The organism is Ruegeria sp., from assembly GCF_965199275.1.
Taxonomy (GTDB): Bacteria; Pseudomonadota; Alphaproteobacteria; order Rhodobacterales; family Rhodobacteraceae; genus Ruegeria.
Genome location: NZ_CBDAQX010000005.1, coordinates 1 through 18,623, shown reverse-complemented (window position 1 = coordinate 18,623; position 18,623 = coordinate 1). Strand labels below are relative to the sequence as shown.

At 53.6% G+C, this 18,623-nt stretch carries 15 protein-coding genes; 5 read left to right on the top strand and 10 right to left on the bottom strand.

Going from position 1 to position 18,623, the window contains the following annotated elements:
* Positions 1-46: 46 nt before the first annotated feature.
* Genes istB (ACOERD_RS01740) through ACOERD_RS01730 form a run of 3 tightly spaced genes read right to left on the bottom strand, consistent with a single transcriptional unit; the run spans position 47 to position 4,744 of the window.
* On the bottom strand, positions 47-778 hold the full coding sequence (gene istB, locus ACOERD_RS01740; RefSeq protein ID WP_419737606.1) for an IS21-like element helper ATPase IstB: 732 nt from the start codon (positions 776-778) through the stop codon (positions 47-49).
* Positions 765-2,273, bottom strand: a complete 1,509-nt coding sequence (istA, locus tag ACOERD_RS01735) for an IS21 family transposase (protein ID WP_419737605.1) — start codon at positions 2,271-2,273, stop codon at positions 765-767. Before istA (ACOERD_RS01735) ends, istB (ACOERD_RS01740) begins: the two co-directional genes overlap by 14 nt.
* A gap of 59 nt (positions 2,274-2,332) precedes the next feature.
* Entirely contained in the window at positions 2,333-4,744 is a 2,412-nt protein-coding gene (locus ACOERD_RS01730; protein ID WP_419737835.1) for a Tn3 family transposase, read from the bottom strand.
* A 123-nt stretch (positions 4,745-4,867) separates the two neighbouring features.
* On the opposite strand from ACOERD_RS01730, the gene ACOERD_RS01725 reads away from it, so the two are divergent.
* Positions 4,868-5,341, top strand: a complete 474-nt coding sequence (locus ACOERD_RS01725) for a hypothetical protein (protein WP_419737834.1) — start codon at positions 4,868-4,870, stop codon at positions 5,339-5,341.
* Positions 5,328-6,059, top strand: coding sequence for an IS21-like element helper ATPase IstB (gene istB / locus ACOERD_RS01720; protein WP_419737606.1), 732 nt, complete (start codon positions 5,328-5,330; stop codon positions 6,057-6,059). The genes ACOERD_RS01725 and istB (ACOERD_RS01720) overlap by 14 nt, the downstream gene beginning before the upstream one ends.
* A gap of 391 nt (positions 6,060-6,450) precedes the next feature.
* On the opposite strand, the gene ACOERD_RS01715 is transcribed toward istB (ACOERD_RS01720), so the two are convergent.
* Both ACOERD_RS01715 and ACOERD_RS01710 read right to left on the bottom strand, forming a co-directional pair.
* Positions 6,451-7,425, bottom strand: coding sequence for a ParB/RepB/Spo0J family partition protein (locus ACOERD_RS01715; RefSeq protein ID WP_419737833.1), 975 nt, complete (start codon positions 7,423-7,425; stop codon positions 6,451-6,453).
* Positions 7,422-8,624, bottom strand: coding sequence for an AAA family ATPase (locus tag ACOERD_RS01710; RefSeq protein ID WP_170637909.1), 1,203 nt, complete (start codon positions 8,622-8,624; stop codon positions 7,422-7,424). The genes ACOERD_RS01715 and ACOERD_RS01710 overlap by 4 nt, the downstream gene beginning before the upstream one ends.
* A gap of 610 nt (positions 8,625-9,234) precedes the next feature.
* On the opposite strand from ACOERD_RS01710, the gene ACOERD_RS01705 reads away from it, so the two are divergent.
* Positions 9,235-10,263 (top strand): replication initiation protein, encoded by a 1,029-nt coding sequence (locus ACOERD_RS01705; RefSeq protein ID WP_419737832.1) that lies wholly within the window; start codon positions 9,235-9,237, stop codon positions 10,261-10,263.
* Between the two features lie 183 nt (positions 10,264-10,446).
* On the opposite strand, the gene ACOERD_RS01700 is transcribed toward ACOERD_RS01705, so the two are convergent.
* The 3 genes from ACOERD_RS01700 to ACOERD_RS01690 form a co-directional block, all read right to left on the bottom strand.
* Positions 10,447-11,376, bottom strand: coding sequence for a nucleotidyl transferase AbiEii/AbiGii toxin family protein (locus ACOERD_RS01700; RefSeq protein ID WP_419737831.1), 930 nt, complete (start codon positions 11,374-11,376; stop codon positions 10,447-10,449).
* Complete coding sequence (locus ACOERD_RS01695; protein ID WP_419737830.1) at positions 11,366-12,187, bottom strand: type IV toxin-antitoxin system AbiEi family antitoxin domain-containing protein; 822 nt, start codon at positions 12,185-12,187, stop codon at positions 11,366-11,368. Before ACOERD_RS01695 ends, ACOERD_RS01700 begins: the two co-directional genes overlap by 11 nt.
* A gap of 225 nt (positions 12,188-12,412) precedes the next feature.
* The gene (locus tag ACOERD_RS01690) at positions 12,413-13,159 is read right to left on the bottom strand and encodes an ImmA/IrrE family metallo-endopeptidase (protein ID WP_419737829.1); all 747 of its coding nucleotides are present in this window, start codon (positions 13,157-13,159) and stop codon (positions 12,413-12,415) included.
* Positions 13,160-13,291: 132 nt separating this feature from the next.
* On the opposite strand from ACOERD_RS01690, the gene ACOERD_RS01685 reads away from it, so the two are divergent.
* A complete protein-coding gene (locus ACOERD_RS01685) occupies positions 13,292-16,198 on the top strand; it encodes a Tn3 family transposase (protein WP_419737828.1) in 2,907 nt (968 codons plus the stop codon).
* A gap of 119 nt (positions 16,199-16,317) precedes the next feature.
* Positions 16,318-16,923: a recombinase family protein gene (locus ACOERD_RS01680; RefSeq protein ID WP_419737827.1), complete on the top strand. Its 606-nt coding sequence runs from the start codon at positions 16,318-16,320 to the stop codon at positions 16,921-16,923.
* A gap of 80 nt (positions 16,924-17,003) precedes the next feature.
* On the opposite strand, the gene istA (ACOERD_RS01675) is transcribed toward ACOERD_RS01680, so the two are convergent.
* Positions 17,004-18,047, bottom strand: a complete 1,044-nt coding sequence (gene istA, locus ACOERD_RS01675) for an IS21 family transposase (protein ID WP_419737826.1) — start codon at positions 18,045-18,047, stop codon at positions 17,004-17,006.
* Positions 18,048-18,351: 304 nt separating this feature from the next.
* Positions 18,352-18,623, bottom strand: a 272-nt coding sequence (locus ACOERD_RS01670; RefSeq protein ID WP_419737825.1) for a tyrosine-type recombinase/integrase, incomplete at its 5' end; no start/stop codon positions are given.

Here is an 18,623-nt window from a genome sequence, read left to right as displayed (position 1 = left end):
AGGTTTGACCTGCTGTCTGTTTTGAATTTATTCCCCGATTTCGAGGTTAGTCGCGGTGGTTAATTCGCCAGCTTTCGTTCCCGGTTTCGATGATATCGCAATGGTGTGTCAGTCGATCCAGGAGAGCAGTGGTCATTTTGGCATCTGTGAACACACTCGGCCATTCAGCAAATGCGAGGTTGGTTGTTAGCAGAATAGACGTTCGCTCGTACAGTTTGCTGATGAGATGGAAGAGTAATCGTCCACCAGACTCTGCGAACGGCAGATAACCGAGTTCGTCTATAATCACGAGGTCGACGCGGATCAGCTGCTCGCTGAGCCGCCCGGCGTTGCCTTCGCGATGTTCAGCCTCCAGCTTGTTCGCGAGATCCACAGCGCTGAAGAACCTGACCCGCCGGCGGTTATTGACCGCGTGGCCCCCGATCGCTGTTGCGAGATGCGTTTTGCCCGATCCGGTTCCACCGACCAGCACGCCATTCCTGGCCTGGTCCATAAAATCGCCGTCATGAAGATTGCGCACGACTTCCTCGTTGACGGGGCTGACCGTGAAGTCGAACTCAGGTAAGGACTTGCAGACCGGGAACTTTGCGGCACCCATCTGATACCGGATCGAGCGCGCAGTCTTTTCGGCCAGTTCGGCCGTGAGGAGTTCGGCCACGACCTGTTGGGGCCGCCAGTTGTTTTTGGCTGCGGCCTGCATCACTTCGTCAAAGCAGTTGACGATGCCTGGCAACTTCAGTTGACGGGCAAGTTCGAGAATTTCCTTACGCAGTTGCATGGGAGCCTCCAAGCCTGTCATAGCGAGCGCAATCCGCGATCGGTGCCATTTTCAGCTGCAGGTGGGCAGGCGGCTCAATCGCCTTTGGCGGCGGGGGATTGGTGCGCCGAGAGACAATGTTCAGGATCGCATCGGCCTTGCGCAGGCCAGATTTTAGAGCTTCTTCGCAGGCAGCCTCGACCACATCAATGTCGTGCTGGTAAGCAGCGAAAAGAATATCGGCAAGTTGCCGGTCTCCGTCGGATGTGCCCCGCAGATGGGTCCAGATCTGCGTCATTGCCGGTGGTAGGTCCCAGTCACGGAACGGTGCTCCATTGCGCAGAGCGCCAGGCTTGCGCTTGAGGACGGGCACATAGTGCCAAGGGTTGAAGATCGTTTTTCCTCGGCCGAAGCACCGTTCGTGCTCTCCGACAATCTCACCGTCTTGGCGCAGGACAATCCGCGTGGCGTAGACCTGCAACTGGACCTGACGTCCAACAGCTCTTGCCTCAACGCTGTATTTGTTTCTTTCGAAGTTGATCAGGCAGGTTCGGCTCACGGCGACCGTCTTTTCACGGAACCCGACGAAGGGCTTCTGCAGATGCGTCAGCAGCGGCTTTTCCTGCTGGAACTCCTCCCAGACCGTCACCTCCAGGTTTTCCGGATGCCGCAGTTCTTTTGCGCGTTTGATCGCGTCTTTTTGCAGCCGGGCATTCAATTCATCGAAGTCGGCCACCTCCAGACGCGGTGTAAAACTATAGGCGCGGCTCTCCTTGACCAGATTCTCAACCTGACCCTTCTCCCAACCGGCCGCGCGCGTACAGGCGATCGGGTTCACCAGATGATGAGAACACATCCGGGAGAATGCCTTGTTGAACTTTCTTTCCTTGCCCGACAGGATCGCATCGACGGCGGTCGTCATGTTATCGTAGATCCCGTTGATGCAGCCTCCACCAAAGAATTTGAAGGCCTCGTCGTGGGCATCAAAGACCATCTCCTGCGTCTCGCGCGGATAGGCAATGGAGAATGGCATGCGGCTATGGCAAAGTTTGAAATGGGCAACCTTCACGGTCGTGAGTGCACCGTCCATCAAAACCGTCTCCACACTCCAGTCGAACTGGTACGCCTCCCCAGGATCAAAGATCAGCGGGATGAACGCCTGCGCCTGTTGTCGGCCGTGCGCAATGCGCCAATTCTTTGTGTAGCGTCGAACACTGTCATACCCGCCGCCAAAACCATCATCGGAGAGTTCCTTCCAGATTTTGGTCATCCGCTTGCGGTGTTTCTTCGGAAGCGCCTCGTTCTCCTCAAGCGTTTCATCCAGACGCGCGCGCCAAGGCCCGAGCACCGGGTATGGCTGCGATTTGCGCTCATATTTGAACTCCGTCACTCCCGATCGGATTATCTTTCGAACCGTTGCACGGCTCAAATTGAGCGAACGGCAAATTTCCTTGATGCTCTTTTTTTCGATCAGGTGTAAGCGACGCACTTTTCTAATAGTTTCCACGCAAATCATCCCGCTTGCCTCTCCATCGACTGCTCAATGAAAAGGATGTCTACAACCATAGGGAGGGGTCAAATTTGGACGCCGATTTCCCCGCTTAGGGGGTCAAAATTGCACGCTTTTCTACAAATAGGGGTGAGGTTTGTTAGGCTGGCCCGCTGGTCAGCAGAGGCCAGCACCAATTTTTGACTTGCAATCGCCTTGAGCCGGGGAGCCAGTTCGAAGTCGAAAAGATGCGCAAAAGCGAAGCCAACGACGCTCTGCCCATGAGAATCTACATACTGACGCTGGATTTCCATGTCCGTACAATGGCGCAGCACTCCTTCGATCATAGCCGCCACTTCAGAGGATGAACATCGCTTCAACTGCGAATAAATACAGGTCGCCCGACGCTCGACATGCCAGTAAATCATGACGCCCCGACCGCCATAGCGGGCGTGCCATTCCGTCATGAGGTTACGGTCCCAAGCCCCAAATTTTGTGGAGTCTGCCGCGCAGGCCGTCCCAACCGAACCCCATATATCCGGATCGCGAATTGCCAGCGTGGCATTGGCCACCTTGGCGCAAGCCGCCCTCAACGCGGTGGCGTTGACATAGCGCCTGTAAACGTGGGCGAGCTCATCAATGCTGACACCCTCGGTTCCAGTGGCAATCCGGTTGAGACCGGCATTTGTGCCAACCCCGTAAAGCGTAAGGAGCAGACGCCGGTTGCGGACATCTTCCGTCAACACCTCCCGACTGGCCGAACTCTCGAAACAATCCAGAAACCCGGTATCCAAAGCGGTTTCCTTTAGGACATCGAGAAGGCTTGTCATTGGCCAGGTTCGTCCGATCTCGTTTTTCAAGTTGATCAAACCGGCTGGCTCCGGTTGGCGCTCGAAAGGCGTGATACAGATGCGGTTATCCCCTGTTGTCCGTAATCGGACTTTGTCGTTTTTCGGCAGTGTCTCGTTCAACAACCGCAACTCGTCCTCAAGTTCGCTGCGAATATTTGCCACGAAGGCCTGAGCGTCCTGAGGCAGGCCAAGACCAGCGTAGTAAGACGCGCGACGCTCGTCAAAATCTGCGGGCAAGTCGTGGTCCGGATTCCGGTAGCGATCGGCACCTTCAACCCAGATTTCACGCGCGCGGATACTGGAACGAAGTTGGCCAAGTATACAGATTTCATAGGAAATCACGTTCAAACGACCCGTATCGTCAACGACAAATTCCTTCCAGCCTGCAGGAATGGAGCCGGCAGGTGCGTCCCCGACAGGCACTGTCCTGCGGCCTTCTTCCCGCCATTCAATGATCCGCTCAAGGGCATCAAGTATTGGACGCCACACAGCATTGTTCGACCGGAAGTGCAGGACGGACAAGAGTGCTGGCATCATCCTGCGGTAATGATTGGCATAGGAGCCGCGCATGACAGTCTGGATGCGCTTGTCCAGTGTGCCGCTGGCGCGATATTCTTCAATCACTGCCTTCAACTTTGCAACACTGGCGACCGGATAGATCACATCGATCACCCGCCCCTCCGGTTCCTCGATCGCCGCTTCTGCCATGGCACACAACAGTCGATCCTTGCCGTAAACCCGCTCGATGTCGCTGGCTATCTTGGCAATTACCCTTCGTCGCGAGCGGGTTTGAAGGCGATGCGTAATTTCCAGAAACAGATCAACCAGATCATCCGTCAGCTTTCTCTGACGGTCCATGAGATACAGGGCGTAGAGACCGATCCGCCGGTCATCGCTATGCCGTCGCATTTCTGAGGCATTCTCCCGTTCAACCCGGCGACACAACATGGAGATCCAGGCAGGGTCAATGCCAGCCAAATGCTCAGAGGACAAATTGAGGGCCGCAAGAAAAGTCAGGCGATCACATGCCCCAAGAACGTTGGCGAGAGTGGCCGCGCCAACCCCGTTTTTCATAAGGTGAAATCCACCAGGGCCTCTTGGCTCCGAAAGGCTTTTTTCCAGTTGGTGCCGCGTGTTGGCTGGAAGAATGCGGGCAGTGGATGCCAACAAATCCTCAAGAAAATCGTGCCTGGCACTACGAACCAACCGCTCCATGATCTTGTCAGATGAGATGTAGATCGAATTGCTGAGGCACCACGCATATGCCGATGCAACTTGCTCTTCCACAGTCGGAGCCGACGACCTGCGGCAGTCCTCAAAAAGCCATGAGCGCAAAGCCAGGCGATCCCGATCTGTGGCTCGCCGAACCCCAAGATGTTTCAGGATGGCAACACGGTGGCGGCGGGCATTGACGTGGCGGTAATCGAATGGCTCCTGATCAACGGGAACCTTCACGTCCAGTTGCTGGGCCAAATACTCCAGTCCTTCGGAACTGAGATCTTGCTCACGCGAAGGGAAACGCCCATGCGTCTGGAAAAATCGCAGCTGGAAGGCAACCCGGAACCGGCTGGCTAAATTGAATGCCTCAACGAACTCCATGTCGTTGAAATTCAGGCTCCAGCACTCCAGGAATGATCGATCAGACATACGCGCTCCCATCGGAAAAGATGCCTGATCTCAGAACAGCTGTACTCCTGCGTCAAGGCGTTTTTGTTCCCCATATGTTCGTTCAGATGTCCATATATGCAGCTATGGTCCGTTTAGGCCCAGTTGCAGGTCTACGCCACGCGGATTGTCCTGCGCCAAGACGGTGAGATTGTCGGAGAGCACGAACGGTGCTTCGGCCGAGGAAAAACGATCTTCAACCCTTGGCACTATGTGCCCGTCCTCAAGCGCAAGCCTGGCGCTCTGCGCAATGGAGCACCGTTCCGTGACTGGGACCTACCACCGGCAATGACGCAGATCTGGACCCATCTGCGGGGCACATCCGACGGAGACCGGCAACTTGCCGATATTCTTTTCGCTGCTTACCAGCACGACATTGATGTGGTCGAGGCTGCCTGCGAAGAAGCTCTAAAATCTGGCCTGCGCAAGGCCGATGCGATCCTGAACATTGTCTCTCGGCGCACCAATCCCCCGCCGCCAAAGGCGATTGAGCCGCCTGCCCACCTGCAGCTAAAAATGGCACCGATCGCGGATTGCGCTCGCTATGACAGGCTTGGAGGCTCCCATGCAACTGCGTAAGGAAATTCTCGAACTTGCCCGTCAACTGAAGTTGCCAGGCATCGTCAACTGCTTTGACGAAGTGATGCAGGCCGCAGCCAAAAACAACTGGCGGCCCCAACAGGTCGTGGCCGAACTCCTCACGGCCGAACTGGCCGAAAAGACTGCGCGCTCGATCCGGTATCAGATGGGTGCCGCAAAGTTCCCGGTCTGCAAGTCCTTACCTGAGTTCGACTTCACGGTCAGCCCCGTCAACGAGGAAGTCGTGCGCAATCTTCATGACGGCGATTTTATGGACCAGGCCAGGAATGGCGTGCTGGTCGGTGGAACCGGATCGGGCAAAACGCATCTCGCAACAGCGATCGGGGGCCACGCGGTCAATAACCGCCGGCGGGTCAGGTTCTTCAGCGCTGTGGATCTCGCGAACAAGCTGGAGGCTGAACATCGCGAAGGCAACGCCGGGCGGCTCAGCGAGCAGCTGATCCGCGTCGACCTCGTGATTATAGACGAACTCGGTTATCTGCCGTTCGCAGAGTCTGGTGGACGATTACTCTTCCATCTCATCAGCAAACTGTACGAGCGAACGTCTATTCTGCTAACAACCAACCTCGCATTTGCTGAATGGCCGAGTGTGTTCACAGATGCCAAAATGACCACTGCTCTCCTGGATCGACTGACACACCATTGCGATATCATCGAAACCGGGAACGAAAGCTGGCGAATTAACCACCGCGACTAACCTCGAAATCGGGGAATAAATTCAAAACAGACAGCAGGTCAAACCTTCAGTCGAGCTACGCTCTCTTTTCGGTTTGACCTGCTGTCCACCCCCTCCTGAATCAACCTAAACACGACCCCCTCAACGCCCCTCTTAGCTCCAAGGGGGGTCAAATTTGGACGCCGATGGGGGGTCATTATTCAATGCCGATTGACAGACTTGTCGCGGATGAAAGCCTCTTCAATCGCTGAGGCAAATGCTTCGTTTACGCGGCAGGGATGCAGCCAGTTCGAATGGTAAAAACGACCTCTGAGTGAGGGGATTACCAAAATTGCCAATTGGCAATTTTCTTAGAAAGACCGACGTTGCAGGGAAATTGCCAATTGGCAATTTCCAATTTCGCTTCAGTAGATCAGTCTCGATCTGTGTCAAAATGCCTGTCCAAGAAGATCAAAAAGACCTCTTGCAGTTCATCTTTGCGTACGTCGGTCGGAAATTCTAACACGACCTTTTTGCCTTTGCGTTTGTATGTCATCGCAGGCTTTTCGGGTGACGATTGAAAAGTCACTGTATCTGCTTTCGTCGAAGCAGGAGGTTTCAACGCTGCCTTGAAAACATTCATGACCTGCACGCCGTCACGGCTGACTCCATCAGTTGCCATCTGCCTCGCAGTTTCTAACAGTTTCTTTCGATCTTCGGGCCGACCCAGAAACGGTTTTAGCGTACGGGCGTGCAGTTCTTTGATCTCTCGGATCGAAGGGAATGCCTCAACGATCTCGTTCGGCAATTTGGCCAGTTGCAGATAACGTGAAAGCCAAGCCTCACTGACCTCTAGCCGTACGGCCATCGCCTTTTGCTTACCACCGTAGTAACGAGTCACAGCGTCTGCATAGTCACGAGCACGCTCATAGTCGGAGATATCTTCTCTGTCGCGGTTCTCGATATCGCCCAATCGAAAAGCTTCTTCATCGGTAAGCTCTCGAACATCCACCAAGTAGCGAAACTGTGGATAATTGTTTGCGCGTAGCCAGTTGATTGCAAAATGTCGCCTTGCACCACAAATCACTTCATACGGCTGATTTGGATCGCTTGTCTTGCGCACGATAGCTGGAAACTCTTGCCGACCCTGGCTGCGGATTCCGTCAATCAAATCTCGACAGTTGTCCTCCGATAGTAGGTCATACGCACGGTTATGTCGCTCCCACATACGGCATTCTCCGGGATCAACCCACCTCAGGGACTTCTCCTCGATATCCCCCGACATCCGTTCCGCAACTCTGTTAGAGCGGTTTAGAAAGCGAGCACCAGCGCGTTCAGCTTTGGGGGCAGGGCCGCTATCGAGACCGCTTAGAACGTCATCGAAAATTGCGTCATGTTTCTTGCTCATAACACTCCCTCCTTGCGCAATGCAGCATGGTGACTGGGCCAGGTTTTGCGCATCAAAACCTCAACCTCGCGTCCCACCGCGTCCAGATATGCCCGACAGCGTTTGTGGGTTTCTGTGCGAGCTGCTGGTCCCGTAATTTCGTACACCGTCCCCAAGTTCGCTGTGGCGTTATCAATCTCGGCGCTGTCTTTCAGAACACTAGCCAACATGTCTTGGGGAAAAACCGCGTCCATCATTCGTTTGATGGCTGCATGCGCAGATTTGTTGTCGTTCATCTTGGTGGCCAGAATCTTGACGAATGAATAATCACGAGCTCCGCCATGTTGAGCTAGTTCATTTAACGTTGCACCCATCATCTTCAAAAAATGAGCAGTAGATCCAAAGTCAATATTATTCGGCGGGGCAGGGATCACCATCGCGTTTGCTGCTCGAAGCACTGAAAGAGAAATCATTCCTAGCGCAGGCGGCGGGTCCAGAAGGATTACGTCAAATTGATCGGCTATGGTGCTGATCCCATCTCGCAAACGGTCCAACACGAAAACTTGATCCCTGGCCATCCGAGCTGCGAATTCATACTCAGCGTCATAGAGACCGAGGTTTGCAGGGATGAGCGCAATGCCAGGCCAATACGTAGCGCGTAAAGCATAATGAAGTGTCTGCGGCCCACCATGCTGAAAGAATGGGTAAAGCGTATCTTCAGTCTCATCCACGTCAATGTCAGGATTAAGGCCAAAAATCGAAGTCGTTGAAGCTTGGCTGTCGCAATCGATAACGCAAACTCTATAGCCTTTAAGCGCGAGGAACTGGGCAAGGTGGGTCGTTACCGTCGACTTTCCAACGCCACCTTTGAATGACTGAACTGACAAAACCAATGTTGGATCATCTGTTGCACGATGAGGTAGTGTACCGAAAACTTCCCGCATCCGGTTTATGTCAGACAGTGAGTACCCGGTCCTTCTTCCAGTGACCGGGTCTTTTTCCGGCTCAGGCAAGCGGCCGTCGGCCTCAGCATCACGGATTAACTTCTCTGATCGACCTACCATCTCGGCTGCGGAGCGGACATTGAAATTTAGGTTTAGCGTTTTCTCAGTGTCAGGGGAGAATACTCGATCGCGCAATCGCTCCATCACGGTACTTGCACGATCAGATAGTTGCTCAATCTCTTCCAGCCCAACAGGGGGCAAGGGGGAGGTGGTCATAGGTTTTGTCCTGTAGAAATCTGCCTTTCGTGAATCATGCCCGGAATGGTGAATCGGCTCAAGTGTGGTTTTTGAGGCAGATCACGTAAAAAATGGGAAATTCGAAGGCAAAGGCCACAGGAGCGGAAATTGGGGGTAACCGAAGGTCATTAGTAACAACATTCTAACTCAGAACATCTAATACGGGTGAAGTTGATGTCTGACGATGTTGCCTGGTACCAATCCCCCAAAAAACCAAATATAAAAAACAATCTTGTTCAAGATTCTTGGATTCAATTGTTCATACGAGTGTTATTGCTTTAAAATCAATGCTTTGTGCTATGTTTCCCTTACATATCGGGCGCAAATCCTTACAGATTGGGGTGCTTTGCCTTACGTTTCGGATTGTTAAAGCTTACATTTCGGGACGGGCCTAAATCCTACTTTTGGGGACGGGTGAGGTGATTCGAAAAACCCTTGTTTTATTGGGGTTTGTGAGACTTCCTTCGAATCACGCGAGACTCGATGCTGATTCGAAAAATTACAGATTGGGTGCTGGACCGAGACAACAGTGATGTCTATGCTTACATCATACGCCATACAAAAGTAATAATTAGGTGTTGGGCAGTACATGTCAAAAAAACCATACCGCACTTTGGACGCACGGCCAAATTCTGAAAGCCTGGTCAAGCCTGGTGAGCTTGTAGACGTGATTGAGGTAACACCGCTGACGCTTAACGATCGGCGGATCTACAATCAGCTTTTGGAAAACGCTTGGGATGCGATCGACAAGCCTGTCAGCCATGTTATCCAGAAATCCATGCTGCGTGGGTCGCATAATTCGAACGACAGGGTAGGGGAGTCTATTGAGCGATTGATGTCCGCCATTGTGAAAGTGGAAGTTGTATGGGATGGCGAACCTGCGGTCGAGCGGGTCCAGTTGTTGGGTGGCAACGTAGAAACAGTGCGAAGCGACGGGCTAATTGAATACGAGATCCCAGCGCGGTTGCGCAAAATTATTTCCAATTCGACAGTTTTTGCCCGTTTACAGCGCGAGATCATGTTCGCACTGAGTTCGAAATATGCGCTGACGTTGTATGAGATCGTACAGAAGCGCGGCAATCTGCGCTGGCGCTCATCCGAGAATTTTTCCGTCGATGATCTGCGCGGCATTCTAGGTGTACCAAAGGGTAAGCTAACCAACTGGAGCAACCTGAAGCTACGCGCGATCGAACCTGCAATTGCTGAAGTCAATGCGCTGTCGGATTACATGGTGGCGATCGATCCAATAAAGACCGGGCGCCGTGTGACTCACGTCGAATTGCGCTGGTGGAAAAAGGACGGAGAAGGGCAGGGGGCTGCGGAACGTGCTCTAAAATTTTCGTCCGTTGGACGTAAGGCAAAAGCACAAGAACAGGAAGAAAACGTTCAAGTGCCTGTTGCTCCAAGCATCAAGCCGCGTCCGGCCTGGCTAGAAAAAAGAGGTGACGCCTTAAAGACCGAAACCTACGAAACTGCTCGTCTGCGCCATCCGGGGTATGACATCTACTACATTGAGGGCCAATGGCGTGACTGGTCTGCAGGAATGGAACCACCCAAAGATCCCGACCGTGCATTTCTCGCGTACATTCGGAAATTCGCTGAAGCCAACCCAATTTGACTTCCTTACGGCTTACCTACCAATTGACGATTCTTGACCTGATGACAGGTGGCTCCCATAACGGAGAAGAATGAGCCTCCTGAATCGTAATGGGATGTTCGAATTTCTCGGCATTATACGCAGTGACAATAAGCGGCGCGGAAATGTCCCCGCGCTTTCAATTGGTCGGACTCTGAATTTAAATCAGTCGAAGAGGCGACCTAGGAGTTTCTCGAGTTCTTCCCTTTGCTCGACGTGCTTTTTCGGGTTGTCCCGGATCAGGCGCTCCAGATTGAGAAGCTTCCAACGCACGGCGGGAAGATTGGCGGCTTGCGGTCGATCTATTACGGCGAAATCCGGCGCGCCATCCTGCAGACTGAGCAAGAATTGCCTGGTGGGTTTGTCGAAGCGAGATTGGATATCCGCAATCAGTTGGTTGCGCGTCGTCAGTAGGTCATCCAGGCCGACGGCTGACTTAGTCATGCCCTCGAACTCACGCACATAAGGTTGATCTAGGGCGATCAGGTTGGGATTCAGCAATTCGTGTGCCGGACGTGCCGAACTGGCGATGTAGATCAGGAAAGTCCGGAACAGATCATCCGTCAGTCTTTCGTGTTCGTAGAGCAGCTTTACATCATAAAGATCGCGTGGATGCTGGCGATCCACGGCTGCGTGGAGCTTACCGCCGAACAAATCTTCGAATGAGACGATCTGCATTTCTGCATAGCCAAACGCGTCTGCTACGGCGTCGGAGACCGCCCGGGTTTCGGGGTCATGAACAACGCCGCGTGTGACAGGCGAGGTCTCGATTTTGACTTCTGCACCTTCCAGACGCGCAAGCACGCGAGTGGCGCCGCCCCCACCTCCTTTTATTCTTTGAGCCTTCGCCCCGCTGATACCCTTTTCGATCGACTTAGCGATACGATCCATGGCTTCGTTGATCTCGGCGAGGCTCTGTTCACGCTCTTTGATCGGCAGATATGTCAGGTCGATATCAACCGAGAGTCGCGGTAGATCGCGATAGAAGAGGTTGATGGCTGTCCCGCCCTTGAGCGCGAATATCTCTTCCTTCGCGACGTAAGGCAATACACGCACGAGCAGGGCGACCTGGGATTCATAATTCCTACGCGCCATTTTCTGCCCCTGTCGTGACGAACTCTTCGGGTACCATGATGCGATATCGCGGATGTATCCGACCCCCTTCGACCAATGCTCGATCCCCCGTCCCGAGGTTGAAGGCGGCAGCATCAAGTCGTTTGCGCCAGGGGTGATTGTGGCGATCTGCAAAAACGAAGAAGAGGCGCTTGACCTTTATTTTTTTGCAGCTCAGCAAAAGTGCCGAGAGCAACTTAGGTCGTAGCGTCGTCAAGCCCTCGAACACCATGTCGAGGTTGTGAAAACTCTCATGGTCCGGCAATTCGTCCATGGCTTCCATGACCGCCCGCTCGGGGGACGACATGCGCAGTTGCCAATCCCACGGGAGGGAGTTTTCAGATTTTATGTCGTCATTTGTAACGCCAAGCGCCTGGTCAGCGAACAGCGACGTATTGCGCGTTTCTATAGGTGCATTGAGTGGCAGCTTCGTGAGCCAGTTGGGTATTTTGTAGCCATAGATCCAGACGGGGGCGGTATTGGCCAAACGCAGGTAGTGGTCGTAACCCTGTTGTGAGAGAGCGGTTTTGCCGCCGACATGAATATCATAGCCCATGATATGTTGCACCGAGAGCAGGCAGGCCTTCCAGTCAACGGTGTTTGATGCGGGTGGGTTGGGAGCAGGTCGGCGGAAAACACCGCGGTGAACGCGCTCGAGCCAGCCCCGTTTTACATAGTCGCGAAAGGTTTCGTAGGCTATGCCATGGGCGGTGAGCCAGTTGGCATCGACGAGATATCCCGCGGGCACCGAGTTGAGAACTTTCTTCAGATTTTGCGATCTTCCAGCGCTCATGACGCCCTAAATGATACTATTTCAAAGAGAAGGCAAGAGAAACTCTTTGAGAAGTATATATTTAAAGCGTCTATAGCGCTGAAAATAACACATTATTAAAAACACAGCGCCACGCGGAAACCCATCGGAATACCCGGGATAAATGGAAGATTCCGGCGCAAAGGGCGGAAACTGGCCATTCGTTGCGCGAGCAGCATTTTTGGGATGTCAGCGCCAAAGCTGACGTTAACGGGAGACTCGGTTGAATTGATCGACGGTGTCCCAATCACTTGGGTCTTCGTCGGTGGTCAAGAACGGTGTTGCCTGAAACTGCAAAATCGAAATTGAAATATCTAGAAACTCAGACCGAAGGGTTAGCTCTTGCAGAGTCTCTGAACCCCGGCTGAAAAACCACACACCCTTTGGACGTTCTACGGGTGTGTCAGACAGAAAACCTCGGCTCGAGCTATCGATTTCGCGGGTAACTAACTCTGGTAGAGCCATACCGGATCGCACAAATATCCCGCTTTTATATGCAGATTTGCTCGCGCGCCCCCAAAGCGCAAATCCGTCTCGTGAAACCACCATTGCAGCTCGAGTATCCGTAAATTCAATCCATTTTAGCGCTGCAGCAGTGAGCGACACACCGTATCTGTCGGTCACATGGTCAAGCATCTCCGCTGACATGTTTTGACCAGAGACTTGCGCGCGGTAGTCATCAATCGGCATCAACAGAAAGGAAGCAAAGGTATCGGCTTCTTCCTCTCTTTGTTGCTCAGATTCCCTCCACGCGTTGCTCTGCATCGGCTTGCATTGGAAAAGCGTATCGGTATCCAGTGCCCCAGACCTGTAGTTTTGTTCCGTAAGAACTGGTCGGTGCAGTTGATAGTGTCCAAGCTCGTGGGCCATCGTGAAACGGTTACGTCCATCGTACCTGGGATCGTCGTTGTAAACGATATGCCATGCAGGTCTTTTTGAATGAGGCCTAAGCATTCCTTCAAACCCGGCCTAAACGGACCATAGCTGCATATATGGACATCTGAACGAACATATGGGGAACAAAAACGCCTTGACGCAGGAGTACAGCTGTTCTGAGATCAAGCATCTTTTCCGATGGGAGCGCGTATGTCTGATCGATCATTCCTGGAGTGCTGGAGTCTGAATTTCAACGACATGGAGTTCGTTGAGGCATTCAATTTAGCCAGCCGGTTCCGGGTTGCCTTCCAGCTGCGATTTTTCCAGACGCATGGGCGTTTCCCTTCGCGTGAGCAAGATCTCAGTTCCGAAGGACTGGAGTATTTGGCCCAGCAACTGGACGTGAAGGTTCCCGTTGATCAGGAGCCATTCGATTACCGCCACGTCAATGCCCGCCGCCACCGTGTTGCCATCCTGAAACATCTTGGGGTTCGGCGAGCCACAGATCGGGATCGCCTGGCTTTGCGCTCATGGATTTTTGAGGACTGCCGCAGGTCGTCGGCTCCGACTGTGGAAGACCAAGTTGCATCGGCATATGCGTGGTGCCTCAGCAATTCGATCTACATCTCATCTGACAAGATCATGGAGCGGTTGGTTCGTAGTGCCAGGCACGATTTTCTTAAGGATTTGTTGGCATCCACTGCCCGCATTCTTCCAGCCAACACGCGGGACCAACTGGAAAAAAGCCTTTCGGAACCAAGAGGCCCTGGTGGATTTCACCTTATGAAAAACGGGGTTGGCGCGGCCACTCTCGCCAACGTTCTTGGGGCATGTGATCGCCTGACTTTTCTTGCGGCCCTCAATTTGTCCTCTGAGCATTTGGCTGGCATTGACCCTGCCTGGATCTCCATGTTGTGTCGCCGGGTTGAACGGGAGAATGCCTCAGAAATGCGACGGCATAGCGATGACCGGCGGATCGGTCTCTACGCCCTGTATCTCATGGACCGTCAGAGAAAGCTGACGGATGATCTGGTTGATCTGTTTCTGGAAATTACGCATCGCCTTCAAACCCGCTCGCGACGAAGGGTAATTGCCAAGATAGCCAGCGACATCGAGCGGGTTTACGGCAAGGATCGACTGTTGTGTGCCATGGCAGAAGCGGCGATCGAGGAACCGGAGGGGCGGGTGATCGATGTGATCTATCCGGTCGCCAGTGTTGCAAAGTTGAAGGCAGTGATTGAAGAATATCGCGCCAGCGGCACACTGGACAAGCGCATCCAGACTGTCATGCGCGGCTCCTATGCCAATCATTACCGCAGGATGATGCCAGCACTCTTGTCCGTCCTGCACTTCCGGTCGAACAATGCTGTGTGGCGTCCAATACTTGATGCCCTTGAGCGGATCATTGAATGGCGGGAAGAAGGCCGCAGGACAGTGCCTGTCGGGGACGCACCTGCCGGCTCCATTCCTGCAGGCTGGAAGGAATTTGTCGTTGACGATACGGGTCGTTTGAACGTGATTTCCTATGAAATCTGTATACTTGGCCAACTTCGTTCCAGTATCCGCGCGCGTGAAATCTGGGTTGAAGGTGCCGATCGCTACCGGAATCCGGACCACGACTTGCCCGCAGATTTTGACGAGCGTCGCGCGTCTTACTACGCTGGTCTTGGCCTGCCTCAGGACGCTCAGGCCTTCGTGGCAAATATTCGCAGCGAACTTGAGGACGAGTTGCGGTTGTTGAACGAGACACTGCCGAAAAACGACAAAGTCCGATTACGGACAACAGGGGATAACCGCATCTGTATCACGCCTTTCGAGCGCCAACCGGAGCCAGCCGGTTTGATCAACTTGAAAAACGAGATCGGACGAACCTGGCCAATGACAAGCCTTCTCGATGTCCTAAAGGAAACCGCTTTGGATACCGGGTTTCTGGATTGTTTCGAGAGTTCGGCCAGTCGGGAGGTGTTGACGGAAGATGTCCGCAACCGGCGTCTGCTCCTTACGCTTTACGGGGTTGGCACAAATGCCGGTCTCAACCGGATTGCCACTGGAACCGAGGGTGTCAGCATTGATGAGCTCGCCCACGTTTACAGGCGCTATGTCAACGCCACCGCGTTGAGGGCGGCTTGCGCCAAGGTGGCCAATGCCACGCTGGCAATTCGCGATCCGGATATATGGGGTTCGGTTGGGACGGCCTGCGCGGCAGACTCCACAAAATTTGGGGCTTGGGACCGTAACCTCATGACGGAATGGCACGCCCGCTATGGCGGTCGGGGCGTCATGATTTACTGGCATGTCGAGCGTCGGGCGACCTGTATTTATTCGCAGTTGAAGCGATGTTCATCCTCTGAAGTGGCGGCTATGATCGAAGGAGTGCTGCGCCATTGTACGGACATGGAAATCCAGCGTCAGTATGTAGATTCTCATGGGCAGAGCGTCGTTGGCTTCGCTTTTGCGCATCTTTTCGACTTCGAACTGGCTCCCCGGCTCAAGGCGATTGCAAGTCAAAAATTGGTGCTGGCCTCTGCTGACCAGCGGGCCAGCCTAACAAACCTCACCCCTATTCTTGCGGGCGTCGTGGACTGGGGCGAGATTGCGCGTCAATACGACGAGATGGTCAAGTACGCTGCAGCGATGCAACATGGCACTGCCGATCCGGAGTCGATCTTGCGGCGCTTTTCCAAGGGCGATGTGATGCATCCTACCTACAAGGCGCTAGCGGAGCTCGGTCGAGCTGTGAAAACAATCTTCCTTTGCCGCTATCTCCGGCTTGAGAGCTATCGCCGCGAGATCAACGAAGGCCTGAACGTGGTCGAGAACTGGAACAGCGCAAACGGATTTGTGTTCTTCGGCAAGGGCGGCGAGATATCAACCAACCGGGTCAACGAGCAGGAGATCGCGGCGCTGTCGCTTCAACTCGTTCAGGCCTCGCTTGTCTACGTCAATACGCGCATGGTGCAGTCAATCCTGTCCGACCGGAGTTGGGCAGAACGGATGACGCCGGAAGACATGCGCGGGCTTTCACCGTTGTTCTACAAGTACGTCAATCCCTACGGTCACTTCGAGGTGGACTTGGAGCAGCGCATCGAATTCGATAGAAGTTTGCTGGCTGCATGAGTGTTATTATGGGTGTACCCTTAATGACACCTCTGATGAACACTTATCCGTCACGTTTTTTCGTTCATTTTGGGTGGTTTTCGATATAATGAACAAATCGCCTGGGGGGCATACCCAAAATGAACACTTCTACCGCCCGGATCGGGTATGCCAGAGTATCAACCGCTCATCAGAATATTGATGCTCAGATCGCCGCGCTGAGGGCGGCTGGATGCACCATGATCAGGACTGAAACCGGCAGCGGCTCAACCCTCGAAAGTCGGCCCGAGCTCGGTACCATCCTCACCTTCATCCACCCCAACGAGACATTGGTGGTCACACGCATTGACCGTCTGGCAAGATCACTCCGAGATCTGCAAATCATAGTCGAAAAGATCAAGGAAAAGGGCGCTCATCTGGTAGCCACAGAACAGCCCGTCGACACTTCAAGCGCTACTGGAAAGGCATTTTTTGACATGCTGGGTGTCTTCGCCGAATTCGAAACAAATCTCCGCCAGGAACGCCAGGCTGAAGGAATTGCCGCCGCAAAGCTCCGTGGCATCTACAAAGGGCGGTCTCCAAAAATTGACACGCAGGAGATCCAGAGCCGCCTTTCCAACGGCCAGTCTCCGACAAAAATTGCCCGAGAAATGGGAGTATCGCGCGGGACCGTGTACAAGGTGAAAAGTGGAAAGGCCGAGCATGAGGGAAACGGCGAAAACCGACCAGAAACTGAGAATGATTAGGCCACTCTAAGTGTTCACTAAGCCCGCCGTTTGTTCCCCATCCGTTCGTTCAGATGTCCATATATGCAGCTATGGTCCGTTTAGGCCAACTGGACCTGACGTCCAACAGCTCTTGCCTCAACGCTGTATTTGTTTCTTTCGAAGTTGATCAGGCAGGTTCGGCTCACGGCGACCGTCTTTTCACGGAACCCGACGAAGGGCTTCTGCAGATGCGTCAGCAGCGGCTTTTCCTGCTGGAACTCCTCCCAGACCGTCACCTCCAGGTTTTCCGGATGCCGCAGTTCTTTTGCGCGTTTGATCGCGTCTTTTTGCAGCCGGGCATTCAATTCATCGAAGTCGGCCACCTCCAGACGCGGTGTAAAACTATAGGCGCGGCTCTCCTTGACCAGATTCTCAACCTGACCCTTCTCCCAACCGGCCGCGCGCGTACAGGCGATCGGGTTCACCAGATGATGAGAACACATCCGGGAGAATGCCTTGTTGAACTTTCTTTCCTTGCCCGACAGGATCGCATCGACGGCGGTCGTCATGTTATCGTAGATCCCGTTGATGCAGCCTCCACCAAAGAATTTGAAGGCCTCGTCGTGGGCATCAAAGACCATCTCCTGCGTCTCGCGCGGATAGGCAATGGAGAATGGCATGCGGCTATGGCAAAGTTTGAAATGGGCAACCTTCACGGTCGTGAGTGCACCGTCCATCAAAACCGTCTCCACACTCCAGTCGAACTGGTACGCCTCCCCAGGATCAAAGATCAGCGGGATGAACGCCTGCGCCTGTTGTCGGCCGTGCGCAATGCGCCAATTCTTTGTGTAGCGTCGAACACTGTCATACCCGCCGCCAAAACCATCATCGGAGAGTTCCTTCCAGATTTTGGTCATCCGCTTGCGGTGTTTCTTCGGAAGCGCCTCGTTCTCCTCAAGCGTTTCATCCAGACGCGCGCGCCAAGGCCCGAGCACCGGGTATGGCTGCGATTTGCGCTCATATTTGAACTCCGTCACTCCCGATCGGATTATCTTTCGAACCGTTGCACGGCTCAAATTGAGCGAACGGCAAATTTCCTTGATGCTCTTTTTTTCGATCAGGTGTAAGCGACGCACTTTTCTAATAGTTTCCACGCAAATCATCCCGCTTGCCTCTCCATCGACTGCTCAATGAAAAGGATGTCTACAACCATAGGGAGGGGTCAAATTTGGACGCCGATTTCCCCGCTTAGGGGGTCAAAATTGCACGCTTTTCTACACGACAAGTCCAATAGCTGAAGAGTGGAATTTGATCTGCGTAACTTAATTGGAATCCAGATGAGCGATCTCGCTTCAGAAACGAATCCAACTAATGCGCAATCGAATTCTTGCTGGCGAATATTCGGGTTCGGGACTGTTGGCAGGGGTAGGGCGGCCTTACGGTGCGAGTTGGCTTTTTGGCAAACGGTTACCCCAACAAGTCCGTCGCCGGGTTTTCGGCGATATCGACGTCGTCATAGTACTTCTGCGCCTGGGCCATGGAACGGTGTAGTGAGAGGCGCATGGCAGCTTGGATTGGTTCGCCGTCCAGTGCGGCTTGGGTTAGGAACCCAGAACGCAGACCGTGCGGCGAGGCGAAGTCCTCCGGTAACCCCGCCAACTGGAGGCGATGTTTGACGATCTGATAGATAGCGTCCGGCGAAAGCCGACGTTTCAGCACACGATCCGCTTTTGAGACTG